Origin of the sequence: Streptosporangium sp. NPDC087985, from assembly GCF_044741965.1 — a bacterium.
GTDB lineage: Bacteria > Actinomycetota > Actinomycetes > Streptosporangiales > Streptosporangiaceae > Streptosporangium.
Window position 1 is genome coordinate 84,491 of record NZ_JBIUTQ010000009.1, and the last position, 21,910, is coordinate 106,400.

Annotated in this window: 16 protein-coding genes; 8 read left to right on the forward strand and 8 right to left on the reverse strand. The window is 66.4% G+C overall.

All coding sequences use genetic code 11. From position 1 onward, the window contains the following. Positions 1 to 60 precede the first annotated feature (60 nt). Positions 61 to 828, forward strand: coding sequence for a type I methionyl aminopeptidase (gene map, locus ACIN94_RS18805; RefSeq protein WP_400707454.1), 768 nt, complete (start codon positions 61 to 63; stop codon positions 826 to 828). Positions 829 to 909: 81 nt separating this feature from the next. On the opposite strand, the gene ACIN94_RS18810 is transcribed toward map, so the two are convergent. The 5 genes from ACIN94_RS18810 to ACIN94_RS18830 form a co-directional block, all read right to left on the reverse strand. After that, positions 910 to 1,797: a MurR/RpiR family transcriptional regulator gene (locus ACIN94_RS18810; RefSeq protein ID WP_400707457.1), complete on the reverse strand. Its 888-nt coding sequence runs from the start codon at positions 1,795 to 1,797 to the stop codon at positions 910 to 912. A 54-nt stretch (positions 1,798 to 1,851) separates the two neighbouring features. Continuing rightward, complete coding sequence (locus ACIN94_RS18815) at positions 1,852 to 2,682, reverse strand: carbohydrate ABC transporter permease (RefSeq protein ID WP_400707460.1); 831 nt, start codon at positions 2,680 to 2,682, stop codon at positions 1,852 to 1,854. Beyond that, the gene (locus ACIN94_RS18820; protein ID WP_400707463.1) at positions 2,679 to 3,647 is read right to left on the reverse strand and encodes a carbohydrate ABC transporter permease; all 969 of its coding nucleotides are present in this window, start codon (positions 3,645 to 3,647) and stop codon (positions 2,679 to 2,681) included. The genes ACIN94_RS18815 and ACIN94_RS18820 overlap by 4 nt, the downstream gene beginning before the upstream one ends. Continuing rightward, on the reverse strand, positions 3,626 to 4,933 hold the full coding sequence (locus tag ACIN94_RS18825) for an extracellular solute-binding protein (RefSeq protein WP_400707466.1): 1,308 nt from the start codon (positions 4,931 to 4,933) through the stop codon (positions 3,626 to 3,628). The genes ACIN94_RS18820 and ACIN94_RS18825 overlap by 22 nt, the downstream gene beginning before the upstream one ends. Before the next feature lie 124 nt (positions 4,934 to 5,057). Beyond that, positions 5,058 to 5,246 (reverse strand): hypothetical protein, encoded by a 189-nt coding sequence (locus ACIN94_RS18830; RefSeq protein WP_400707469.1) that lies wholly within the window; start codon positions 5,244 to 5,246, stop codon positions 5,058 to 5,060. Positions 5,247 to 5,757: 511 nt separating this feature from the next. Between ACIN94_RS18830 and ACIN94_RS18835 the strand changes: the two genes are divergently transcribed. Together ACIN94_RS18835 and ACIN94_RS18840 are read left to right on the forward strand one after the other, a co-directional pair. Further along, entirely contained in the window at positions 5,758 to 6,645 is an 888-nt protein-coding gene (locus ACIN94_RS18835; RefSeq protein ID WP_400707472.1) for a phosphotransferase enzyme family protein, read from the forward strand. Further along, positions 6,626 to 7,957, forward strand: coding sequence for a hypothetical protein (locus tag ACIN94_RS18840; protein WP_400707475.1), 1,332 nt, complete (start codon positions 6,626 to 6,628; stop codon positions 7,955 to 7,957). Before ACIN94_RS18835 ends, ACIN94_RS18840 begins: the two co-directional genes overlap by 20 nt. 24 nt (positions 7,958 to 7,981) lie before the next feature. On the opposite strand, the gene ACIN94_RS18845 is transcribed toward ACIN94_RS18840, so the two are convergent. Both ACIN94_RS18845 and ACIN94_RS18850 read right to left on the reverse strand, forming a co-directional pair. Then, on the reverse strand, positions 7,982 to 9,673 hold the full coding sequence (locus ACIN94_RS18845) for a DUF6119 family protein (protein WP_400707478.1): 1,692 nt from the start codon (positions 9,671 to 9,673) through the stop codon (positions 7,982 to 7,984). A 235-nt stretch (positions 9,674 to 9,908) separates the two neighbouring features. Then, on the reverse strand, positions 9,909 to 11,135 hold the full coding sequence (locus tag ACIN94_RS18850) for a DNA sulfur modification protein DndB (RefSeq protein WP_400707481.1): 1,227 nt from the start codon (positions 11,133 to 11,135) through the stop codon (positions 9,909 to 9,911). Between the two features lie 649 nt (positions 11,136 to 11,784). Between ACIN94_RS18850 and ACIN94_RS18855 the strand changes: the two genes are divergently transcribed. Genes ACIN94_RS18855 through ACIN94_RS18870 form a run of 4 tightly spaced genes read left to right on the forward strand, consistent with a single transcriptional unit; the run spans position 11,785 to position 19,584 of the window. Then, positions 11,785 to 13,485 carry a hypothetical protein gene (locus ACIN94_RS18855; protein WP_400707484.1) on the forward strand — a complete coding sequence of 567 codons (1,701 nt, stop codon included), beginning with the start codon at positions 11,785 to 11,787 and terminating at the stop codon, positions 13,483 to 13,485. Between the two features lie 39 nt (positions 13,486 to 13,524). Beyond that, positions 13,525 to 15,159: a type I restriction-modification system subunit M gene (locus ACIN94_RS18860; protein ID WP_400707487.1), complete on the forward strand. Its 1,635-nt coding sequence runs from the start codon at positions 13,525 to 13,527 to the stop codon at positions 15,157 to 15,159. Next, the gene (locus ACIN94_RS18865) at positions 15,152 to 16,369 is read left to right on the forward strand and encodes a hypothetical protein (RefSeq protein WP_400707490.1); all 1,218 of its coding nucleotides are present in this window, start codon (positions 15,152 to 15,154) and stop codon (positions 16,367 to 16,369) included. Before ACIN94_RS18860 ends, ACIN94_RS18865 begins: the two co-directional genes overlap by 8 nt. After that, complete coding sequence (locus ACIN94_RS18870; RefSeq protein ID WP_400707493.1) at positions 16,366 to 19,584, forward strand: type I restriction endonuclease subunit R; 3,219 nt, start codon at positions 16,366 to 16,368, stop codon at positions 19,582 to 19,584. The genes ACIN94_RS18865 and ACIN94_RS18870 overlap by 4 nt, the downstream gene beginning before the upstream one ends. 305 nt (positions 19,585 to 19,889) lie before the next feature. Here ACIN94_RS18870 and tnpA read toward each other — a convergent pair whose 3' ends face one another. Next, complete coding sequence (gene tnpA / locus ACIN94_RS18875; RefSeq protein WP_400707496.1) at positions 19,890 to 20,324, reverse strand: IS200/IS605 family transposase; 435 nt, start codon at positions 20,322 to 20,324, stop codon at positions 19,890 to 19,892. Positions 20,325 to 20,356: 32 nt separating this feature from the next. On the opposite strand from tnpA, the gene ACIN94_RS18880 reads away from it, so the two are divergent. Next, the gene (locus ACIN94_RS18880) at positions 20,357 to 21,634 is read left to right on the forward strand and encodes an RNA-guided endonuclease InsQ/TnpB family protein (protein ID WP_400707499.1); all 1,278 of its coding nucleotides are present in this window, start codon (positions 20,357 to 20,359) and stop codon (positions 21,632 to 21,634) included. Positions 21,635 to 21,910: the final 276 nt, after the last annotated feature.

Below are 21,910 nucleotides of genomic sequence, written 5' to 3' on the forward strand. Positions count from 1 at the left end.
CCGTGATACTAATACCGGTATAAGTATTGGAGAGCGTCGCATCGCAGGGAGTCACGACACATGGTGGAGATCAAGACCGATACGGCACTGGAGACGATGCGTGAAGCCGGACGAGTCGTGGCCCACGCGCTCGCAGCCGTCCGCCAAACGGCAGCCGTGGGAGTCCGCCTGCGCGAGCTCGACGAAGCCGCCCGCACCGTTCTGGCCAAGGCCGGGGCACGTTCTCCGTTCCTGGGCTACCGGCCCCCCTTCGCCCCCGTCCCGTTCCCCGCCGTGATCTGCGCCTCCGTCAACGACGCCGTCGTGCACGGCATCCCCGACGGCTACCGCCTACGCGACGGCGACCTGGTCAGCATCGACTGCGGAGCCGAACTCGACGGCTGGACCGGCGACGCCGCGATCAGCTTTACCGTCGGCACCCCCCGCCCCGCCGACCTCGAACTCATCGCCGCCACCCAGCAGGCCCTGGACGCAGGCATCGCCGCAGCCACCGTCGGCCACCGCATCGGAGACATCTCCCATGCCATCAGCACGGTCGCCCGCAAGACCGACTGCGGCATGCCGGTCGACTTCGGCGGCCACGGCATCGGCCGCCAGATGCACGAAGACCCCCACGTCCCCAACTATGGACGCCCGGGCCGCGGCTTTCCTCTGCGTCACGGCCTTGCCCTCGCCATCGAACCCATGCTCATGGCCGGAGGACGCAACGACTATCGCACCGACCCCGACGGATGGACCCTGCGCACGGTCGATGGCAGCCGAGCCGCCCATATCGAACACACCATCGCCATCACCGAGGACGGCCCGCGCATTCTCACCCTGCCCTGACCTGCCGGCAGGCGGTAGACACGGTCATACAAGTCACCGCTGATATGGCCCTGGACCGTCAGGCCATGAGTACGGCCGTGTTCACTTGCGCCGGCGGCTGCTGATCGCGCGGTAGGTGTCCTCCAGGGCGGTGAGGGTCTCGTCGTACGTGCGCTGGGCGGCCACCCCGACGAAGAGGCAGTCGATGACGGTGAGCTGGGCGATCCGGCTGCCCATCGCGCCTGAGCGGAACGGGGTCTCGCGGGCCGCGGTCTTCAGCACGATGTCGGCCAGCTCGGTGATCGGCGAGGGGTGGAAGTTCGTGATCGCGATCGTGGTCGCCCCGTGGTCGGCGGCGAGCCGCAGCGCCTCCAGGACGTCGACTGTGGTGCCGGTGTGCGAGATGCCGATCGCGACGTCGCCCTTGCGCAGCAGCGCAGCCGAGGTGAGCGCGCTGTGGAAGTCCTGCCAGGCGAACGCCATCAGGCCGATCCGGTGCAGCTTCTGGTGCAGGTCGGCCGCGACGAAGCCGCTCGCCCCGGCGCCGTAGAGATCCACCCGGCGGGCCTCGACGATCGCGTTGACCGCGCGCTCCAGGGCGGCGACGTCGAGGTTCTCGGCGGTCTCCGCCACCGCGCGGGAGTCGCTGTAGCCGATCTTGGCGACGATCTCCTCCAGCGGGTCGTCGACGCTGATGTCGCCGTCGAGCGGGCGGGCACCGCTGGCACGCGAAGCCTCCAGCGTCGCCTCGCGGGCGAGCGCGAACCGCAGGTCGGGGTAGCCGCGCAGCCCGATGGCCCGGCAGAACCGCAGCACCGTGGTCTCCGAGGTGCCGCACTCGCGGGCGAGCGCACCGATCGGCCGGTCGGCGACGCCCTGGGGGTCGGCCAGCACCGCGTGCGCGACCCGTTGCTCGGCGGGCCGCAGAGACGGGATCGCGCCGCGCAGCCGCACCAGGATGCCGCTCGAATAGTCGCCGCCGGAGTCCACGCCGCCTCCCTGCAAGTCTCTGACATATACAGCGTAAATCGTGCAGATCGGTGACTACTTGCTCATACCGGCGGTTAACCCAGCGATGATCTGCTTGGTCGCCAGGACGAACAGCACGAAGAGCGGCGCCGTGGCGAGGACCAGCCCGGCGAACAGCGCCGACCAGTCGGTCGTGTACTCGCCGAAGAACTGCGACAACCCGCGCGGGATCGTGAACTTCTCGTCGGAGCGCAGCAGCACCAGCGGGTAGAGGAACTCATGCCACAGCGGCACGAACTGGAACAGCATCACCGACGCCAGCGCGGGCCGCACCAGCGGCAGCATGATCTGCCCGAAGATCCGGAACTCGCCGGCCCCGTCGAGCCGAGCCGCCTCGTCCAGTTCGCCGGGCAGGGAACGGTAGAACGCCGACAGCACGAAGACGCAGAACGGCACCCCGGACGCGGCGTACAGCAGCGTGAGCCCGAGCAGCGAGTCGATCAACCCCATGGAGTCCATGAGGTAGAAGATCGGCACCAGGCCCAGCCGGATCGGCAGCATCAGCCCGGCCAGGAAGTACGCCCCGAGCACCCGGGTGCCGAAGAAGTCGTAGCGGGCCAGCGGGTAGGCCGCCAGCGTGGAGACCGCCGTGCCGAGCAGCACCGCGCCGCAGGTGACGATCAGCGAATTCAGGAAGTACGTGCTGAACGACGCATCCGTCCACACATGGCCGTAACTGTGCAGGGTGGGGGACGTCGGCAGCCGCAGCGGCGCGGTGAAGATCTCGCTTGTCGGCCGCAGCGAGTTGAGCACCATCATGACCAGCGGCAGCAGCGCGACGACCGCGTACCCCCACAGCAGCAGGTGGACGGCGACCCGTCCCGGAGCCCGGCGCCCGGCCGTCACACCAGCGTCCTTTCGCGGCGGCGGAAGTACGAGGTGGCCAGCAGCGACACCCCGAAGATGAACACGAACATCAGCACGGCGAGCGCCGACGACCGCCCGATCGCCTCCACGCCGCCCTCCACGAACGCGACCCGGTAGAACAGCAGACCGAGCACGTCGGTCGAACCCGCCGGAGACCCGCTCGACCCGGCCATCGCGTAGATCAGCCCGAAGGCGTTGAAGTTGCCGATGAACGTCAGCACGCTCACCACGCCGATCGCCGGGGTGAGCAGCGGCAGCGTCACCCGCCGGAACGCCTGCCAGGCCGAGGCCCCGTCGACCCGGGCCGCCTCGTGGTACTCGGCTGGGATTCCGGCGAGCGCGGCGGAGAACAGCAGCATGGGGAAGCCCACCCACTGCCACGCGTTGACCAGAATGACGATCGGCAGCGCCGTACGCGTGTCGCCCAGCCAGGGCAACGCCCACGAGTCCAGCCCGACCGCCTCAAGCAGCGCGTTGACCGGGCCGAACATCGGGTTGAGCAGCAGGCTCCACAGATAGCCGACGACCAGCGGGTCCACCAGGTACGGGGTGGTGAACGCGGCCTGCAGGAACCGCTTGCCGCGGCCGTAATTGAACAACAGGAGGGCGAAGAGCAGCCCGACCGTGGTCTGGATCAGCATGGTCCCGACGAAGAACAGCGCGTTGTGCGCGAACGCCCGCCACAGCTGCTGGTCGTACGGGTAGGTACTGAGCAGGTCCCGGTAGTTGTCGAGCCCGGCGAACCCCATCTGCCGGATCCCGCGCCATTCGAAGAAGCTGTACTCGAGCGCGCTGGCCAGCGGATAGACGATGAAGGCCGAGTAGAGCAGGAGCGCGGGCAGCAGGAAGACGGCCAGCACCCGCCACCGCGGCACGTACCGGCGACCGGCGCCGGTACGTGCCGCGCGACGCCGGGGAATACTCAGTTCCCTGGCTTGAACCACTGCTCGACGCCCTTCTGCACGTTCTCGGCGACCGCCTCGGGGTCGGTCTGGCCCGTGAGCATCTTCTGCACCTCGTCCCGGAAGACCGCGTCACCGTTCGGCTGGCCGTACCGGAAGTTGACGAGCAGCGTGTACGGCGCGCCGTTGCCGGCGTAGTTCTTGGCCATCTCGGCCAGCAGCGGGTCCGACGGCGTGACCCCGGGGACCGCGGACAGCTGCTTCAGCTCGGTCGAGTAGAGCTGCCCGAACTCCGGCGTCGCCATCCACTTGACCAGTTCGAGCGCCTCGGCCTGGTGGGCCGACTTGGCACTGACGCCGAACGAGCCGTCGGCCCAGCCCGGCGTGACGGGCGTGGTCACCGGGGAGCCGGGCGGGGGCGGCACCTGGAAGACGCCGACCTCCAGGCTCGGGTCGGCCGTGAGCACGGGCGCCAGGTCGAAGGTGCCCGTCGGGTACATCGCGGCCTTCCCGGTGACGAACAGCGTCTGGACGTCGGGGATCTTGACGGCCACCACGTCCTTGGGGAAGTACGGCTCCAGGTCCTTGATCAGCTTGACCGAGGCCGTGAAGTCGGGGTCGGTGAATTTCTTCTCGCCTCCGACCAGCGCGTCCCGGAACGCGGTGCTGCCGTAGCGGGCGTTGCCGAAGATCTCGTGGACGATCGGCAGCGTCCAGGTGGCGTCGGGCCCGGCCGCGACGGCGAACGGCGTGATCCCGGCCGCCTTCAGCTTCTTGGCCGCCGCGATCATGTCGTCCCAGGTGGCGGGGGGTTGGACGCCGTTGTCGCTGAACAGCTTCTTGTTGTAGAGCACCTGGAGCGTCTGGTACGCGAACGGCACGCCGTAGATCTTGCCGTCCTCGTGGCCCTTGGCGCCTTCCAGCAGTTTGCTGTCGAAGCCGGACAGCGCCTCCACCTTGTCGTCCAGCGGCACGAGCTGGTCCGCCTCGACCAGCGGCTGGAGCCCACCGTACGCCCGCAGCTGCGCGACGTCGGGCCCGCCGCTGCCGGACAGGCCCGTGGCCAGGATGTTGTTGTACTCGGTGGCCTGGAACGGCTTGAACTCGACGTGAATCTTCGGGTGCGACTCCTCGAACTTGGCGAGGATCTTCTCGTACGACTTGACGTCCTCCACCCGCCACGACCACAGACTCAGCGTGACCTTGTCGGTGCCCGCCTTGTCGCCCTGGTCTTTGTCGCCCAGGTCGGACGCGCCGCCACCGGGCGCGCACGCCGCCAGCGCCACCGCGAGTACCCCTATCGCCCCCGCGATCCACCTTCTCTTCATAAGACTTCCTTTCGGCTTGTAGCCAGTTCGGCGAGCGCCGCGCGGACCCTGCCGCCGGCGGCCCGTAGTGCGATTCGCGCCTCTCCCACGGGGGCATCGGCGAGGAGGCAGACCAGGGCGACCTTCAGGTCCCCCTCTGCCGCGGTGAGCGTTTCGGCGCACTGCGCCGCGGTGCGGCCGGTGGCCTCCCGAGCGCCTCGGCGGCGCCCATCGCCTCGTCGTCCTCCACGTTCTCTATCGCCTGCTCGAAGGCGGCGATGCCGCCCGCGTGGTGCGCGACGACCTGCTGCGGGTCGATCGTGTACGTCGGCACGGGCTCGGCCGCGTCGGGCACTTGTCGCCGGCGGCCATCACGTCGACCTCGTGGCCGAGGTCCGGCAGGGTGCCGGTCGGGTTGGTGGTGTCCCCGCGCCGAGAACCACAGCCGCCACCAGAGTCAGTGATCGCCGGGAACGCATCTATCCTCCAGCCCCTCGCATGTAGGAAAATGTCATGCAAGGTCACGCCATTGCATGGAAATTACTTACATCCGGCTAGATCGTCAACGCTTTCTCGCAGGAAACTTCGCGCGCACCGATCTCCGGGGAGTTGGTCAGGGTGACCCACGGGGACTCACAGCCACTCGACTCCCTCAGCGCCGAAGGCTACGCCGCGGACAGCGCACCGTCACCGGGCGTCGTCACGTGTGCCGGTTACGGCCCAGCCCGGATGAGAGGCCGTACGCCACCTCCGTGGACGCGGCCGGTTTTCCAGTATCGGTTCAGTGAGCCGATACATGACCATCATGGTTTGACGGCGTTGCGGGGCCGAGTGAGGCTGATCTCATGGAGGCCGATTTCACCCCGGAAACGCTCACCGATGTTATGAGATCCGCTTGCCATGCGGTGGGGTTCGATCCGGCGGGAGCCGAGCTGTTACGGCTGGGCGAGAACGCCATCTACCGGCTCGCGGCCGAGGGTGTCGTCGTGCGGATTGCGCGTGGCCAGGAGCGGCTTCCGGCCGTGGAGAAGGAGTTGTGTGTCGCCGGTTGGTTGCAGGCGTCCGGTGTGCCGGCGATCCAGGCACATCCCGGAGTTGCCCAGCCAGTTTGCATCGACGGTTATCCCGTCTCCTTCTGGGAGGCCATCATCCCCGCCGAGCCGTCGCCGGCCCTTGGTGACCTGGCGGGACTAATCCGCCGATTCCATGCCGCCGGAGATCCACCATGCGAGCTTCCCGAGTTCGACCCGCTCTACCAGGTGGAGCCCCGGCTCGATGCGGCGAAAGCCGTAAGGGAAGAGGACACGGAGTTCCTCCGGGCACGGTGCCGTGAGCTGGTGAAGCGGTATGCCGAGCTGGAGTTCGCCCTGCCGTACGGGCCGATTCACGGGGACGCGCACCTAGGAAATCTGCTCCGGGCCAGTCAGGACGTCGTTCTGCTGGACTTCGAGGTCGTGGCACTGGGGCCACGGGAGTGGGATCTCATTCCGACATCGATGGCCGGAGAACGTTTCGGCTTGCCGGATGCGCGATATCGGGCGTTCTGCAATGCCTACGGGTTTGACGTGCGGAGTTGGACGGGTTACACGGTTCTTCGGGACGTTCGTGAACTGACCATGACGACCTGGCTCATGCAGAATGTCGGCGAAGATTCGCGCATCGCCGAGGAGTTCGCGCTCCGGGTCGGGTCCCTTCGAGAGGGAGACCGCGACGTTGTATGGCATCCGTTCTAAGCGGCGCGCCAACAGCAAAGGACTTTTCGACCCGCCCGCGCAGCGTGACTGCCTGCGGCTGACCAACATCTACGCGACCCCCTGGCATCTCCCCGAGGAGACCGACACGGCGCTGCCCGGCGAGCATCTGCGGCTGGGCAGGCTGGAGGAGTATTTCACCGGCTCCGCCGCGCAACTACCGAAGGTGGTACACCGGATCGTCCTCGACCACGAGAAGATCGCCTTCCGGCGCTGGCGCCGTCCCCGCTTGCTGACCAGCGCCCGGCTCTGGCTGCTCGCCGTCCCCTCTAAGCAGATCGTGGCGGTGCTCAGCCTGGACGTACGATGCGCGATGGCCGCCGCCGTCGACCTGCTTGAGGACTGCTACTACCTCGATGCGAAGGTCGGAGGCCGATCCGTTACGGCGCTGGCCGCTGAAGCACTCGGTACGGAGGGGGTGTTCTTTCCTGAGCGGCACCAGATCGCCTTCGGGCCGGCGATCTCCGCAGCCAAGTGCGACGACATCGTCCAGCGGGTGATCTACCGGAGTGATCTGCCCTACCGGAAGCAGTTCAGCTCGATCACCTATCCGGTCGAGCTGAACCGGCGACCGGACACGGTGGCCGCAGTCGGGCCGTACGTCAGCGTCCTGTGTGGTCAGCAGGACTACGTGGAGAACACCGTCTTCCTGTCGGCGGTTCAAGGCGTGGCGAGCGCGGCACGACTGCGCGAGATCCGGTCGGTGGCCTACTCCGCGGTGGCCACCTTCCGCGCGGGAAACCGTGCGCATCAGGGAACTCAGGTCCGGCGCAAGACCCTGGAACGGCTGAGCGACCAGCTCGGCGACATCGAGCTCGAACTAAGCTACAGCGTCGAAGCGACGGCGGATCTCGGCCTGCTCGTGCCGTCGCTCCGTGTGGTCGGTTACCACGACGCTTTGTACGCCGCGATGGGCCTGTTGGACAAGGCCGAGACCGTCGCCCGTATGCTCCGCCGCCTGGAGCGCGCGATCGGTGCCGAGCTGACAGCCATCGAGAGTCTCGAACGGCGGGCGGATGAGGACCGGCGGCTCCGCTGGACCGTGGCGATCGGATTCGTGTCCACGGTCGCCGTGCCGGTCGGTCTGGTGCTCGCGTTCCTCGGCATCAACACGCGCGAGGTCGACGACCGCTGGTCCATGTTCGACAGCCGCTATCTGCCCGTCTACCTGCTTGCTCTGACTCTCGTGCTTGTCGGGGCGCTGCTGTCGGTCGTGCTCTACCTGCAACAGCGCCGCGTCACCCGCCAGAACGGCCGAGCCCACGGGCCGACCTTCGGATCCCGGCCGTCATAGACGGCCGGGCTGCGGGAGCGTGCTTCAGGGAGACACCGTGGGGATGTTGACAACGGTAACGTCGATGCCCACGACGCGGAGGGCCGAGGCGGCTTGCAGGAGCGACACCTGCGCGAAGGTGAACAGGTTGTCGACGGTCAGGGGCTTCCCACTCTTGAGTGAGATCGCATAGATCACCTTCTTGGGCATGAAATCGTCCTTGACAGGGTGGCCGGGGTCCCGCTCCCTCACCTTCTTGAGGAACTTCTGGCGGGCCGAACTGTCCAGACGCAGGGCATCAGCGGAGACGCGGCCCTGCGCGAAGAGATGGTTCAGCGGCGCGGTCGACTCGGCGCGCTTGACGTGGATGAGCTCGTTCTCCCTGCCGAACAGGTCGCAGGACTCGAAACCCCGTGGGTGCTGCTCGGTGGTGATGAGCTTTCTGTCCATGCAGACGAATCCGCTCGCGCCTGCTGCCGCCTTGTTGTAGGCCTCCTCGTCCTTGAGGTCGGAGGTCCAGTTGATCAGCGAGCCTCCGGCGGAGGCGGCAAGAAGTTCACGGACCTGCTCTCGGATGCTTTCCAGATGCCGGTCGCCGACCTCGTACCAACGCCCCTCGTGGTAGAAGAAGCGGCTCGTCCCGAGTGCCACCTCGGCCGCCAGCCACTTGTGTGCCGGGATCTTGGCGCTGGCGATCTCCTGGCCTGTCTCGTCCCGGCACAGCTGGATGTGTCCCTTGGTCAGCGCGGTCAGCCGCTTTCCCTCTCGTAGGCTCTGCGTCTTCGCCAGCACGTGGTCCAGGTCGAGGTCGTGAACGGACTCCCTCCGTGGACCGATCTTGACCCAGTGCGACGCGGCGCTCTCCGCTTCGTCCAGACAGGCCGTGGGGGCCGTCAGCGCGATGCTGCCGAGCGACGGGTCGCCCAGCAGTTCGTCGAGACGCCGGTCGAGTTCAGCCCGGCGGCTGTCGTCGGACTTGAGCGGCCGAACGCGGGCGATGACATCGAACGCAGGGGCGGGCGATGCCTTGGTGGCGATCCGATTGATCTCGGCCAGGTCCGAAAGCAGCTCCTTCGGTGCGGTCCCCAGATGGATCTTGAGGGCGTCGGTGCCGGCGATCTGCACGGACTGCTTGCGCCCCTTGTTCAGGGTGAGCGAGATCTCTCCTATCTTGCCGGCGAGGCGGCTGACGACTTCGCCGTACTCTTCGATGGCGAAAGCACGGATGTGCTGGTCCTGAGCCGCAGAGTTCCGGTCGGTCCGTCCACGCGCGTCCATCATGCTGTGGGTGACCTGGCGAACAGCGTCCGGCTTGAGCGTCCTGAGAGCGAACCCGAAACCGAAGCCGGGCGTCACATGGGACGGGTCGAGAAGGAGATGCCCCATACCGTAGGTGATGGCGAACACCTTGCCCTCGGCGGGGACGAGCAGCGCCCCCGCCGCCGTCCGGTTCTCCACCGAGGGACGGGCAGCGGTGAGCCGGTGCACCGCCTCGACCCACTCAGGAGGGCGGCCTCCGCCGATCACCCCGGTGTAGAGCAGCCCACGGACGGGACCGATACCTACTTCCTGGATCATGAAGTTGTGCTCTTCCTGGTACTTGAGGTTCAACGCCTCGTGCAGGTCATCGGGGACGGCCGCGATGTCCTGGAGCAGATACAGCGTGCTGCGCCTCGTCCGAGGAGCGGTTTTCTCGTCGATGGAATCGGGAGCGATCATCTCGTGGTCGTTGTTCATGTCGATCTCCTCATGGAGGTAGGAATGGTGCTGGGGGAGGCCAGTCCGCTCGTTCAGGCCGTGGTTGAGCCATTGCAGGACTGGATGTGTTGTTCGTGAGGGTGGACTGATACGTGGTGCTCTATGTGCGGTCGCCAGAGCGATGGCTGGCTGCATGTTGCAGCGAGAGTTGAACGGATGGCCGGTCCGGGTTACACCGGGAAGACGGCGTGACCCGAACCCTTCACGGCATCGACTACCAGCCGCGGATCTTGCGGCCGTGCTCGGTGTCGGGGTGCAGCAGGGCATCGGCGACGCGCCCGCCGGAGTCCTTGGCTCCGCCGCCGAAGTTGAGGGTCCCCTGGGCGTTCGCGCTGGCGGCGACGCCGTCCCAGTAGCGGGCCTCGCGCTCCCAGCGCACCGAGTCCAGCAGTTCGGCCAGTTCCTCCTCGCTCAGCTGCCGGCCTGAGGTCGCCCAGCCGGTGGCCTGGTGCGCGGCGATGCCGATCCCGGCGAGTACGGCCGGCGCGGAGACGGCGCTGCGCGTGGCGAAGTGCGTGTACAGGCGGGTGATGAGTGCCGACAGCAGGGGGACGAGCCGGCGTTCGACCTGCTCGGCGGTGACTCCCTTGGGCAGGTCGCTCTCGTGCACGGTGGCGGAGGACAGTCCGAGGCCGGTCCGCCCGTGCAGCGCGGTGATCACCAGCACCCGCAGGGCGGAGAGGGTGATGAGCTCCGGGTCGGTCTTGGTGAGCTGCCGCTTGCGGGACTGAACCAGCTTGGTGAACGGCACGATCTTCCCATCGTGGTCGACCTTGACCGCGTTGGCGACGCGGTGCGCGATCTGGGTGCCGATGTCGCGCTGGTCCATGGACATCGCCAGGTTCTTGGCGACCGGCACCCCCTCGACGTTGCGGTCGTAGAAGATCTGCCGGGCGTCCTCGACACCCAGTCCGAAATACAGCTCGAACGGCACCCGGACCGTGCTCAGCCGCTCGTAGGTGATCCCGAAGCGCTCCGGGTTGTCGTACAGCTCGTGCCAGGCGGTGAGCTGGGTCTCCCCGTCGATGGCCACCACAGGCAAGCCCGCGACCATCGTGATGGTGCGGATGCCGGTGCCGGAGATCAGCTCGTCGCCGACCGCGCCGGGCTGTCCGTCCAGCCAGAGTGTGATGGGGGGAGTGGACCAGCCGGAGCCGTACTCGCCCTTGAGGCCGGAGGCGATGTAGGCCGCGTACGCGGTGACATTCCGGCCCTTCTGGGTGGACTTCAGCATCCGCTGCACCAGGCCGCGGAGCTCGGCGTGTCGGCGGAGGGCACCAGGAGCGTACTTCAGCGCCCGCTTGTCCTCCTCCGTCCTGGGGGAGGGCACGAGCTGGAGCAGCGTCGGCAGCCCCATCGTGCCGATCGCCGCGTCCGGGCGGAACGGGATCACGGTCAGCTGGATTCCCTCGACGGTGGTGGTCGGCATGGTCAGGGTCATCGTTCGGCTCCCTCTCGACAGGGGACGGCTAAGGCCCCGCGAGATTTCGCGAGGCCCGTAGGAGTGCTGGGGTGGTGTGAGTCGAGAGTGACACGGTTCGTGCGCTCTGTCAGAGGAATTACTGATATCCCCCCTTGTCAATAAAATCTAGCCTGGTTCTCCTTTCTGGTCGTATGGTGTGCAAAGTCAAAGTCGGGCAATTGCCACGGGAGGGAGAACCCGCATGGCGTACAGGCCGTCCCCCCTCTCGGAGACCCCCGATGTCCCACTGATCTCGATGTCCGAAATTGCGGTTATGGCCCGGGTCCAACGCTCTGTAGTTTCCAACTGGTCTCGTCGGTACAAGGACTTCCCCGTCACTGTCGTCGAGAGCGCCGGGCAGCGGTGGTTCCATGGCCGGGAGGTGGTCGAGTGGCTGCTCGCCACAGGGTTGGGTAAGGCGGACCCTGTCCAACTTCAGGCGGAATTAGCCCTTTATGTCATTGCGGCCCATGCAGACTGGTTTGGTGCGCGACGTCTGGTCGAGATCGTCGGCAGCCTGCTCTGTCTGCGCCATCTCGACGAAAAACCTCTAATCTATAACAAAGCCGACAATAGGCATATAAATTCTCATGAGGCGTGGGACGCAATCCGACATCGGGCCGAACGGATGGACCCCGAGGACGACTTTGTCCTGCGTGAGCTGCGGGCCGCCGACAGTTCAGCTGTCGTGCTGGCGCACCTCGCCGAAGACCTGATAGAGGCCGCCTATACCAACGGGGGCGCATATGAGCGGCTCCTGGACTTACGGGCACGCCTCGGCCTCACCGAACTCACCGCCGACGCCCTCACCGCCGACCTCCGGGAACTTCTCGTCCAGATCGTCGACCCCCGGTCCATCGTGGAGCGGCGCGAACAGATCACCGTCGCCGACCCTCACGCCCAGGCGGGAGACCTCCTGGCGGCAGTCGTACATGCCGTGGACGACCCTTCGACAACACGTGCCCTGGCCGCGGAGCGTGACGGCCGGCTCGCCCGCCTTGTCCGTCGCCGGCTGCTGCTCAGCGGTGTCGAGGAGCTCGATCTCGACGTCCAGATCGGCAGCGAGCTGGAGGAAGGGTTGGCGGACCCGGACCTGATCGTCACCCAGCTTCCCTACCAGGCAGGGGAGACCCGTTCGAAACTCGCCGCGCTGGAAGGCGTCGAGAGGGTCGGTGACCTGCTGGGGCCGGGCTGCACCGCTCTCGTGCTTGGCCCCGCCGACGCGCTCGTCGACGCGCTGCCCGGCACCGAAGAGGCCCAGCTCCGCTCCGCCCTGCTGCGCAGCGGTGTCGTCGAGGCCGTCGTCAATCTCCCCGGCGGCGTGACCCCGTACCGGCCCGGCTACCGCTGTGCGCTGTGGATCCTCACCCGCGACCCGATCCCGGCCGCACGCGGACACGTTCTACTTGCCGACATCAGCGCCGAACCCCTGAACGAGCAGGTGCGCACGCGGCTGGCCGAGGACATCCTGATCTGGCGGGCCGAAGGCCGCCGCCCCGACGGGCACGATCCCCGCTACGGACGCATCGTCTCCGTCGCGCAGCTCGACGCGGAGTTCGACGGCCCGCTCACCCCTCCGGGGCCGCCTCTCTCCCAGGTCCTGGCTCGTACGGTGACCGAACGCCCCGCGCTGATCGCCGATGCCGAGGGAAGACTGGAACGGGGTAGCGAGCACGCCCGGCAGCACGCCGACGACCACGGTCCCCTGCGGGTCAATGTCGTCAAGCGCACCGGCAACCGGCCCGCCTCCACCACGGTGACGGCGCTCATTGCGACGCGACGCGTCGTGAAGGTCAAAGGCCACCGCATCAACGCGCGACACGTGGTGCCCGACGGGCACCACACCGTGCTCGGCCCCGAGGAGATCTGCGGCGACGGTCCGGTTGGCGCACGACGCATTGACCGCGCCGTCTTTGCCTCGTATGAGCACGCCGCCTTCACCGAGCCCGGCGACATCGTCTACACCACCGCGCCCCGGTTCGGCCTGATGGTCGACCACGACGGCTTCTCCGTCGTCGTGTTCCCCGCCCGCGTCCTGCGCGTCATCCCCGACGCCGAACGCCCGTTCGCCCCCCGCGTCCTGGCTGCCCTGCTCGGCGCGGCCAGGAACACCGGCCGTAGTCCCGGCGCGATACGGCCCGCCCGGCGGATCGAGGACCTCGCCGTCCCGGATCTGGACCCGGCGGACGTCGCGCGTTTCGATGCCTTCCTCGCCGACATCGAGCAGCGGCAGGAGCTGCTGCACGCACAGGACGACGTGCTCACCGAGATCCGTCGCCTGGCGGTCGCCGGCTTCGCCGACGGCACCCTCACCATCGACGACCCCTGACCCTTCACGACTCCCAACCCCCTACGGAGAAGAGAAACGATGCCCCCGCGCAAACGAGCGACGCCCGGCCAGGGCGAACTGCTCGGCATGTCCACTACCAAGGAGATCCAGGACATCCTGTGGAAGGCGGCGGACAAGCTCCGCGGCTCCATGGACGCCGCCCAGTACAAGGAGTTCGTCCTCGGCCTGGTCTTCCTCAAGTACGTCTCCGACGCCTTCGCCGAGCGCCGCGCCGAACTCGCCGCGGACCCGGAGCTGGCCGAGCTCCCCGAGCACCGCCGGGCGGAGTTCCTGGAGGAGCGGGATGAGTACACCGAGAAGAACGTCTTCTGGGTCCCACAGTCCGCCCGCTGGGACCACATCTCGGAGAACGCGCAGAGCGCGGTGGACGGCGTCGGCGCGCTCCTCGACGACGCCATGGACGCAATCATGAAGGAGAACCCGCCCCTCACCGGTGTCCTCCCCAAGATCTTCAACCGGGACAACGTCGACAAGAAGCGTCTCAAGGAGCTCGTCGACCTGATCAGCGACGCCCGCTTCACCGGCCACGGCGATCGCCCGGCGCAGGACGTGCTCGGTGAGACCTACGAATACTTCCTGGAGCGGTTCGGTCGCGCCGAGGGCAGGCTCGCCGGGGAGTTCTACACCCCCGCGTGCGTGGTGCGGCTGCTGGTGGAGGTGCTGGAGCCGTACGAGGGACGGGTGTATGACCCGTGCTGTGGCTCGGGCGGCATGTTCGTCCAGGCCGGCAAGTTCGTCACCGCGCACGCGGGCCGTGACCACACCAACGACATCGCGGTGTACGGGCAGGAGGCCAACGAGCGCACCTGGCGGCTGGCGAAGATGAACCTCGCCATCCACGGCATGGACCCCAAGGGCGTCGGCGACCGCTGGGCCGACACCTTCGCTGAGGACAAGCTGCCTGACCTCAAGGCCGACTTCGTCATGGCCAACCCGCCGTTCAACCTGAAGGTTTGGGCACGGAAGACAGATGACAAGCGGTGGAGGTACGGCGTCCCGCCGCAGTCCAGCGCCAACTACGCCTGGCTCCAGCACGTCGTTTCCAAGCTGGGTGAGCGCGGCAGCGCGGGCGTGGTGCTGTCGAACGGGTCGATGGCCTCCAAGCAGTCGGGCGAGGGCGAGATCCGCGCGGCGCTGGTCGAGGCCGACCTGGTGGCGTGCATGGTGGCGCTGCCCGGCAACCTCTTCCGCACCACGGCGATCCCGGTCTGTCTCTGGTTCCTGACCAAGGACAAGACCCCGCAGGGCGCGAGGGCGCTCACCGAGCGGCGCGGTGAGGTGCTGTTCGTCGACGCCCGGAACCTCGGCGCGATGATCGACCGCACCGAGCGCATCCTGACGGACGACGACCTCGCCAAAATCGCCGACATCTACCACGCCTGGCGCGGAACAGAGTCCGCCAAGGCGAAGGGCCTGAAGTACGAGGACGTGGCCGGCTTCTGCTACTCCGCGACGCTGAATGAGATCCGCGAACACGACTTCATTTTGACGCCGGGACGCTACGTCGGCGCGGCCGAGGTCGAGGAGGACCCGGACGCGGAACCGGTGGAGGAACGGATCATGCGGCTGACGAAGGAACTGTTCGAGCACTTCGAGGAGTCGACGCGGCTGGAGTCGGTTGTCCAGGGGCACTTGAGGAAGATCGGTGGCTGAGATGAATTCCGCTCTCCTTCGCAATCTGTTGATTACTACAAAGGATGGAGACTGGGGAAAGGGGGAGCCAGTAGACGGCCATACTCCAGTTCACGTTATTCGCGGAACTGATTTCTCGGACGTAAGGGCGGGAAAAAGCGAGAGTGTTCCTCTCAGGTATCTGTCCGATAAGACTATCGGCCGCCGCACCTTGGAGCCGAACGACATCCTTATAGAGACGGCTGGCGGATCTCGTGACCGTCCTACAGGACGCACGCTACTCATTACTCAGAACATCCTGAACCTCTTCTTCGGTCCGGTAACTTGCGCCAGCTTTGCACGCTTCCTAAGAGTGAATCCGAAATTAGCAAATCCCGGGTATGTGTATTGGTACCTACAAAATCTTTACAATAGTGGCGGCATGTGGGTTCATCAAATCCAGCACACGGGCGTCGCCCGATTCCAATACACGCGTTTCGCTGAGACTGAAGAGATCCCTCTGCCATCCATTTATCAGCAAGAGGCAGTTACGGCAGTGCTCGGGGCATTGGACGACAAGATCACGGTCAACGAGCGCATCGCAGCGACAAGCGACGAACTCTTGATGGCATCATTCGCTGGTGCGCTCAGTGCGTTCTCTGAACGATTCAACGAGAAGCCGCTCTCTCAAGTGGCAGAATTTGTCAACGGCCGTGCCTTTACTAAGGATGCAACCGGACGCGGACGCATGGTGATTCGCATCGCGGAAATTAACTCCGGACCCGGTCCCTCCACCGTCTACAATGAAATTGACGTTCCCGATCGGCACCTAGCACGCCCTGGCGATGTTCTCTTTGCCTGGTCTGGATCACTTACAGTGGCTCGCTGGTATCGGCCTGAAGCCATTATCAACCAGCATATCTTCAAGGTTATCCCCAAAACCGGTACGCCGCTGTGGCTGGCATTCGAGCTAGTGAGGTTGAAGTTAACCGAGTTCCGCGGGATCGCCGCCGATAAGGCCACCACGATGGGGCACATTCAGCGCCGCCATCTCGATGAACCAGTTCAAGTGCCCACTGCCGAACTCCTGTCTCTGCTTGATGCCAAACTCGGGCCTCTCTGGGGCCGCGCCCTCGCCGCAGAGCAGGAATCCCTCTTACTCGCGGCCCTGCGTGACACCCTCCTCCCCCAACTCATGTCCGGTCGACTCCGCGTCCGTGATGCGGAGCGGATTGTCGAGGACGCCTTATGACGACCGACAAGCACGACGGCAAGATGACCGAGTCCATCTGGGAGCAGCTCGCCCTGGAGGAGCTCGCCGAGCTCGCCTGGGAGCCCAGGGCCGGCAAGGACATCGCCCCCGGCTCTGGCAGCCGTGCGACGTGGGACGACTTGATCCTCTACGGCGAGCTGCGTGTGGCGATCGAGCGGCTGAATCCCGCCCTGCCCCCCACCGCCGTAGGCGAGGCTCTCAGTATCATCACCACGCCCAAGTCCCTCGACGCGCTCCCCGAGAACCGGCTTGCCCACGAGTATCTGACCTCCGGCATCCGGGCCGTCACCTACACCGACGAGTTCGGCGCGGAGCACACCCCCACCATCCGCCTCGTCGATCTGCGCAACCCGGACGCGAACACCTACCACGCCGTCAACCAGGTCACCGTCATCGACGGTGAGCGTAAGCGACGCTTCGACGTCGTCCTCTACGTCAACGGCCTGCCGCTCGCCGTCATCGAGCTGAAGAGCGCCGCCGACGAGCACGCCACGCTCAAGGACGCGCACGCCCAGCTGAGCACCTACGTCGACGAGTTTCCCATCGCGTTCCGCTACAACGTGCTCTGCCTGATCTCCGACGGGATCACCGCCAAGTACGGCACGCCGTTCACCGCATATGAGCACTTCGCGCCCTGGAACGTGGATGAGGAGGGCGCCCCCGTGGACACCAACGCGTTCGACCACGACGGGCCGGAGGCGCTGTTCGTCGCCCTGAACGGCCTGTTCACCCAGCCGCGGTTCCTCTCCTTCACCCGAGACTTCGTCAACTTCACGCCCCAGGGCAAGCGCATCGCGAAACCGCACCAGTTCTACGCCGTCCAGAAAGCTGTCGAGGCGATCGTCGAGGCGTCCCGAAGCAACGGGCAGGCCGGGGTGATCTGGCATACGCAGGGCTCCGGAAAGTCCGAGGAGATGGTCTGCACCAGCGCGCTGACCTCCCGCCATCCCGCGCTCAACAACCCCACCATCGTCGTCGTCACCGACCGCACCGACCTCGACGACCAGCTCTTCGGCACCTTCCAGGACAGTCAGGTCCTCCTCGGCCAGACCCCGATCCAGGTCCAGACCCGTGAGGAGCTCCGCGCGGAGCTGACCAACCGCCGGACCGGCGGCATCGTCTTCACCACCCTGCAGAAGTTCGGCCGGACCAAGGAGGAGAAGGATTCCGGCGCGGACCATCCCCTCCTATCCGACCGGCGCAACATCCTGGTCATCGTCGACGAGGCACACCGCAGCCACTACGACAACCTCAACGGCTACGCCCGCCGCCTGCGGGAGGCTCTGCCGTACGCCACGCTCCTCGCCTTCACCGGCACGCCCATCTCCAAGGCGGATGCCAACACCCGCGAGGTCTTCGGCGGGGGCAAGGACTACATCGACGTCTATGACCTGAAGCGGGCCGTGGATGACGGAGCGACGGTCCGGGTCTATCACGAGCCGCGGCTCATCCCGGTCTCGCTGCCCCCGGATGTGGACCCGGAGACCATCGACCAGCAGGCAGACGACCTGACCGCGGACATGGACGATGCCGAGCGCCGCCGGGCCATGCAGTACGCCGCGCAGATGACCAACGTGTACGGCGCGCCCGACCGGATAAAGACCCTCGCCGAGGACTTGCTGGCGCACTGGGACAGACGTTCGGAGTTGATGCGTCCGCAGATCGGGGAGTCAGGCAAGGCTATGATCGTCTGTGTCACCCGGGAGGTCTGCGTCAGGGTCTACGACGCCCTCGCCGGGCTACGGCCCGACTGGGCGGACGAAGACCCGACCAAGGGCAAGATGAAGATCGTCTTTCACAGCGTTCCCAGTGACCCGGGGCATCTGAAAAAACATGCCCTGCGTCCCTCCGGGCACAAGATCGTCCAAGCGCGGGCGAAGGACGTCGAGGACGAGCTGGAGCTGCTCATCGTCCACTCCATGCTGCTCACCGGCTACGACGCCCCGCCGATCCACACCCTCTACATGGACCGTCCCATGCAGGGGGCGAACCTGATGCAGGCCCTGGCCCGGGTCAACCGCCGCTTCCGGGGCAAGCAGGACGGCCTGCTCGTCGGCTATGCGCCGCTCACCGAGAACCTGAAGAAGGCCCTCGCCGAATATTCTCCGAACGACCGGCAGGATCAGACGCTGGGCAGGGACATCGAACGGGCCATCACCGAGGTCCGCAACGAATACTCCACCATCTGCGGTCTGCTCGCCGGTGTCGACTGGCGGGCGCTGCTCGTCGACACCTCCACACCTCGGCCGTACGTGCGTGCCCGGCGCCTGACAGCCAACCATCTGCGCGACCCGCGCACCCCCGGCAACCAGGTGGAGCCCGGCGCCAAGACGCTCGGCGTGCGCTTCCGGGAGAGCGCCACGCGGCTGGAGCGCTTCTACCGGCTGTGCGCGATGAGCAGGGAGATCTCGGAGCGCTTCGACGACCTCCAGACCTGGCGCAAGGACATCGCCTTCTTCAGCGAGGTGCGCGCCTGGATGGTGCAGTTGGACGCCGCGGATCGCGAGGCCAGCGGCAAACCGTTGGCCTCCGAGGTCAACGTCTACCTCTCCCAGCTCGCGGCTTCCGTCGTTGAGGCCGACGGGATCACCGATCTGTACGCCGAAGCCGGCCTTGGCAGACTCGACATCACCCATCTCAATGACGAGCGCCTGCGCGAACTCCAGAACTCCGAGACACCGCACCTCACGGCCGAGGCTCTGCGCCGATTGATCGAGCAGAAGATGCGCGAGGTGACCCGGCACAACATCGTCCGCCGGGAGAGCTTCACCGAGCGCCTCGAAGACCTGATGCTCCGCTACATGCGGCAGCAGCTCACCAGCGCGGAGATGATCGCCGAACTGGTCGCCATGGCCAAGGAGGTCTCCGAAGACGCCCGGCGCGGCGAGCGCTTCGACCCTCCGCTCAACCACGCCGAACTCGCCTTCTACGACGCCGTGGCGAACCACGGTCTCGCGAAGGCCCTCATGGGCGACGACACCCTCGCGGAGATCGCCCGCGCGCTGGTCACCGACATCCGCAAGAACCTGAGCGTCGACTGGCTCTCCCGCGAGCCGGTACGCGCCAAACTGCGCACCCGCGTCCGCCGTCTGCTGGCGAAGTTCGACTACCCGCCGGAGCAGGAACGTGCGGCGATAGACCTCGTGATCAAGCAGATGGAGACCTTCGCCAACGAATGGTCACCGAAGGTATAGCCCAGACCGCTCAGCAATGTGCGGACACCACGACTGACACTGTTCTCGTCGAGACAGAACTCAGGCGGTTGGTCGGAACGTCGTTGTGATCCAATCCGCTAGCCGTCTCAGATACGGCAGCTGTAGCTCGGGATCTCGGGGGCAGTGATCCCTGGGGGCGCCCGCGGGTATGGGAACGGCCACCAACATCATGATCGTTTGTGACGACGAACATGGAGGGTGACCATCCGACAGACGGGCTACCGGAATGCGGGCTAGTGCTCCGGGCTTCAGCCCGGGGGTGAAGGCCCGCGCGTGAGCGCCCGCTAGGGCGCGAGCGTGCTCTGGACCGGGCGGTTTTGCTGCTCGATGTACTGGCGCACGATCGACAACGGTGCGCCGCCGACGCTCCCGGCGAAGTAGGAGCCCGACCACAGCTTGTTGCCCCGGTAGTAGTGGGCGGCCAGCTCGGGGAACTCTCGTCGCATCCGCCGGGACGCCACGCCCTTCAGCGAGTTGACCAGCTTGGACAGGGCGACCTTGGGCGGGAAGTCGACCAGCAGGTGGACGTGGTTGACTCCGCCGTTGAACTCGGCCAGCTCGGTCTCGAAGTCGGCGCACACGTCCCTCATGATTTCTTCCATGCGGGTCAGGTGGGGGTCGGTGAAGATCCGATGCCGGAACTTGGTCACGAAAACCAAGTGGGCGTGGAGCAGGAAAACACAGTGCCTACCGGCCCTTATATCGCTGCATTCAGCCATAACCCAATCCTAGATCAGATAGGATTACGGTCATGAGCGGGCAGGGGACGGTCAAGCAGCAGCGCGGGCATAAAGCCCGCCTGGAGCTGACCTGCACCCAGTCCGCGCTCCTGGACGAGCAGGCGTCCGCCGCGATCACCGTGTGGAACTGCCTGCACGCCTATTGGACGCATTTCCCCGGCAGAAGGCCGACCCTGGCCCAGGCCGACCGGGCGATCCGCCAAGCCCGCGCGGACCTCCCGTTCCTGGCGGTGCTGCCCGCCCAGGCCGCCCAAGCCGTCCTGAAAACGTATCGGCAGGCGTGGGAGAACTTCTTCAACCCCGATCACCCCGCCCAGCGGCCCACCTTCAAGTCCAAGAAGAGGCGGCCCCGCTTGGCGGTGGACGTGCCGCAGGTCCGGAACATGCGGATCGTCCGCCTGTCGGCCAGGTGGGGCGCGGTCACCCTGCCGATGGTGGGCCGGGTCCGGTTCCGGTGGACCCAAGACCTGCCCGGCGTCGGGAAGAACTCTCCTGCGGGGAAAGTGACCGGCGGGCGCCTGATCAAGGAAGCCGACGGCTGGCACCTGGTGTTCCGCACCGAAACCCTGGTCGCGCCCGCCTGCGCGCATCAGGGCCCGCAGGTCGGGATCGACCGGGGCGTCAACGTCGCCCTGGCCCTGTCGGACGGGACGATGCGCGAGCACGGCTCCTGGCTGACCCACGGCGAGCGCGAGCACCTGCGCCGGTTGGAGAAGACGTCGGCCCGCCGGCGCGCGGCCCGGCCGAAGAAGACCCGCCCCTCGGGGCGGGAGCAGCGCACCTACGACCAGATCGCCCGGCTGCGCGCGAAAGCCAAGCGCAGGGCCGTCGACTGGCAGCACCAGACCACCACCGAACTCGCCGACACGTTCGCTGTGATCAAGGTGGAGAAACTCGCCATCCTCAACATGGTCACATCCGCCAAGGGCACGATCGAAGCCCCGGGCAGGAACGTCGCCCAAAAGGCGGGCCTGAACCGGTCGATCAGCGGCGAGGCGTGGGGTCGGACCGTCACCCTGCTCGAATACAAGACCACCGACCGGGGCGGACAGGTCATCAAGGTCCCCGCCGCGGGCACCTCACAGACCTGCCACCGATGCGACCACCGCGATGCGGCCAGCCGCAACGGAACCGTGTTCGCCCGCGTCAATCCCGCGTGTGGGTGGGTCGGCCACGCCGACACCAACGCCGCGATAAACATCAACAACGCCGACGGATCAGCGGTGTCAGGACGTGGAGACCTCGGGGTTACCCGGTCGGTGAAGCGTCAACCCCCGCGCGCCGCTTAACCGCGACGCGACGGGAGAATCCCCGGCCTTCAGGCCGGGGAGGAGGTCAAAGCTATGTGATCGCCGTCACCTGCCACATCAGATTAACGATCTACAGCTGCCGTGACAGAGGACACAAATATTGACATTCCGGCCGCAAGATTCATAAACAAGCGTAACTCGGATCACATAGAAGGTAATGCTCTTGCCTTTTTTTAGTATGAATTAGCGCCCTTTTTGTACAGGATGTTTGAACGAGTCAGGACATTAAGTAAAGTTTGCTCATCTGCTTACCGG

Bases quoted from the DNA above. Each gene is read 5' to 3' on its own strand.
- ACIN94_RS18845 (WP_400707478.1), bottom strand. From the start codon at position 9,673: ATGAACAACGACCACGAGATGATCGCTCCCGATTCCATCGACGAGAAA.
- ACIN94_RS18850 (WP_400707481.1), bottom strand. From the start codon at position 11,135: ATGACCCTGACCATGCCGACCACCACCGTCGAGGGAATCCAGCTGACC.
- tnpA (WP_400707496.1), bottom strand. From the start codon at position 20,324: ATGGCTGAATGCAGCGATATAAGGGCCGGTAGGCACTGTGTTTTCCTG.
- ACIN94_RS18880 (WP_400707499.1), top strand. From the start codon at position 20,357: ATGAGCGGGCAGGGGACGGTCAAGCAGCAGCGCGGGCATAAAGCCCGC.
- ACIN94_RS18870 (WP_400707493.1), top strand. From the start codon at position 16,366: ATGACGACCGACAAGCACGACGGCAAGATGACCGAGTCCATCTGGGAG.
- ACIN94_RS18835 (WP_400707472.1), top strand. From the start codon at position 5,758: ATGGAGGCCGATTTCACCCCGGAAACGCTCACCGATGTTATGAGATCC.
- map (WP_400707454.1), top strand. From the start codon at position 61: ATGGTGGAGATCAAGACCGATACGGCACTGGAGACGATGCGTGAAGCC.
- ACIN94_RS18825 (WP_400707466.1), bottom strand. From the start codon at position 4,933: ATGAAGAGAAGGTGGATCGCGGGGGCGATAGGGGTACTCGCGGTGGCG.
- ACIN94_RS18855 (WP_400707484.1), top strand. From the start codon at position 11,785: ATGGACCCCGAGGACGACTTTGTCCTGCGTGAGCTGCGGGCCGCCGAC.
- ACIN94_RS18860 (WP_400707487.1), top strand. From the start codon at position 13,525: ATGCCCCCGCGCAAACGAGCGACGCCCGGCCAGGGCGAACTGCTCGGC.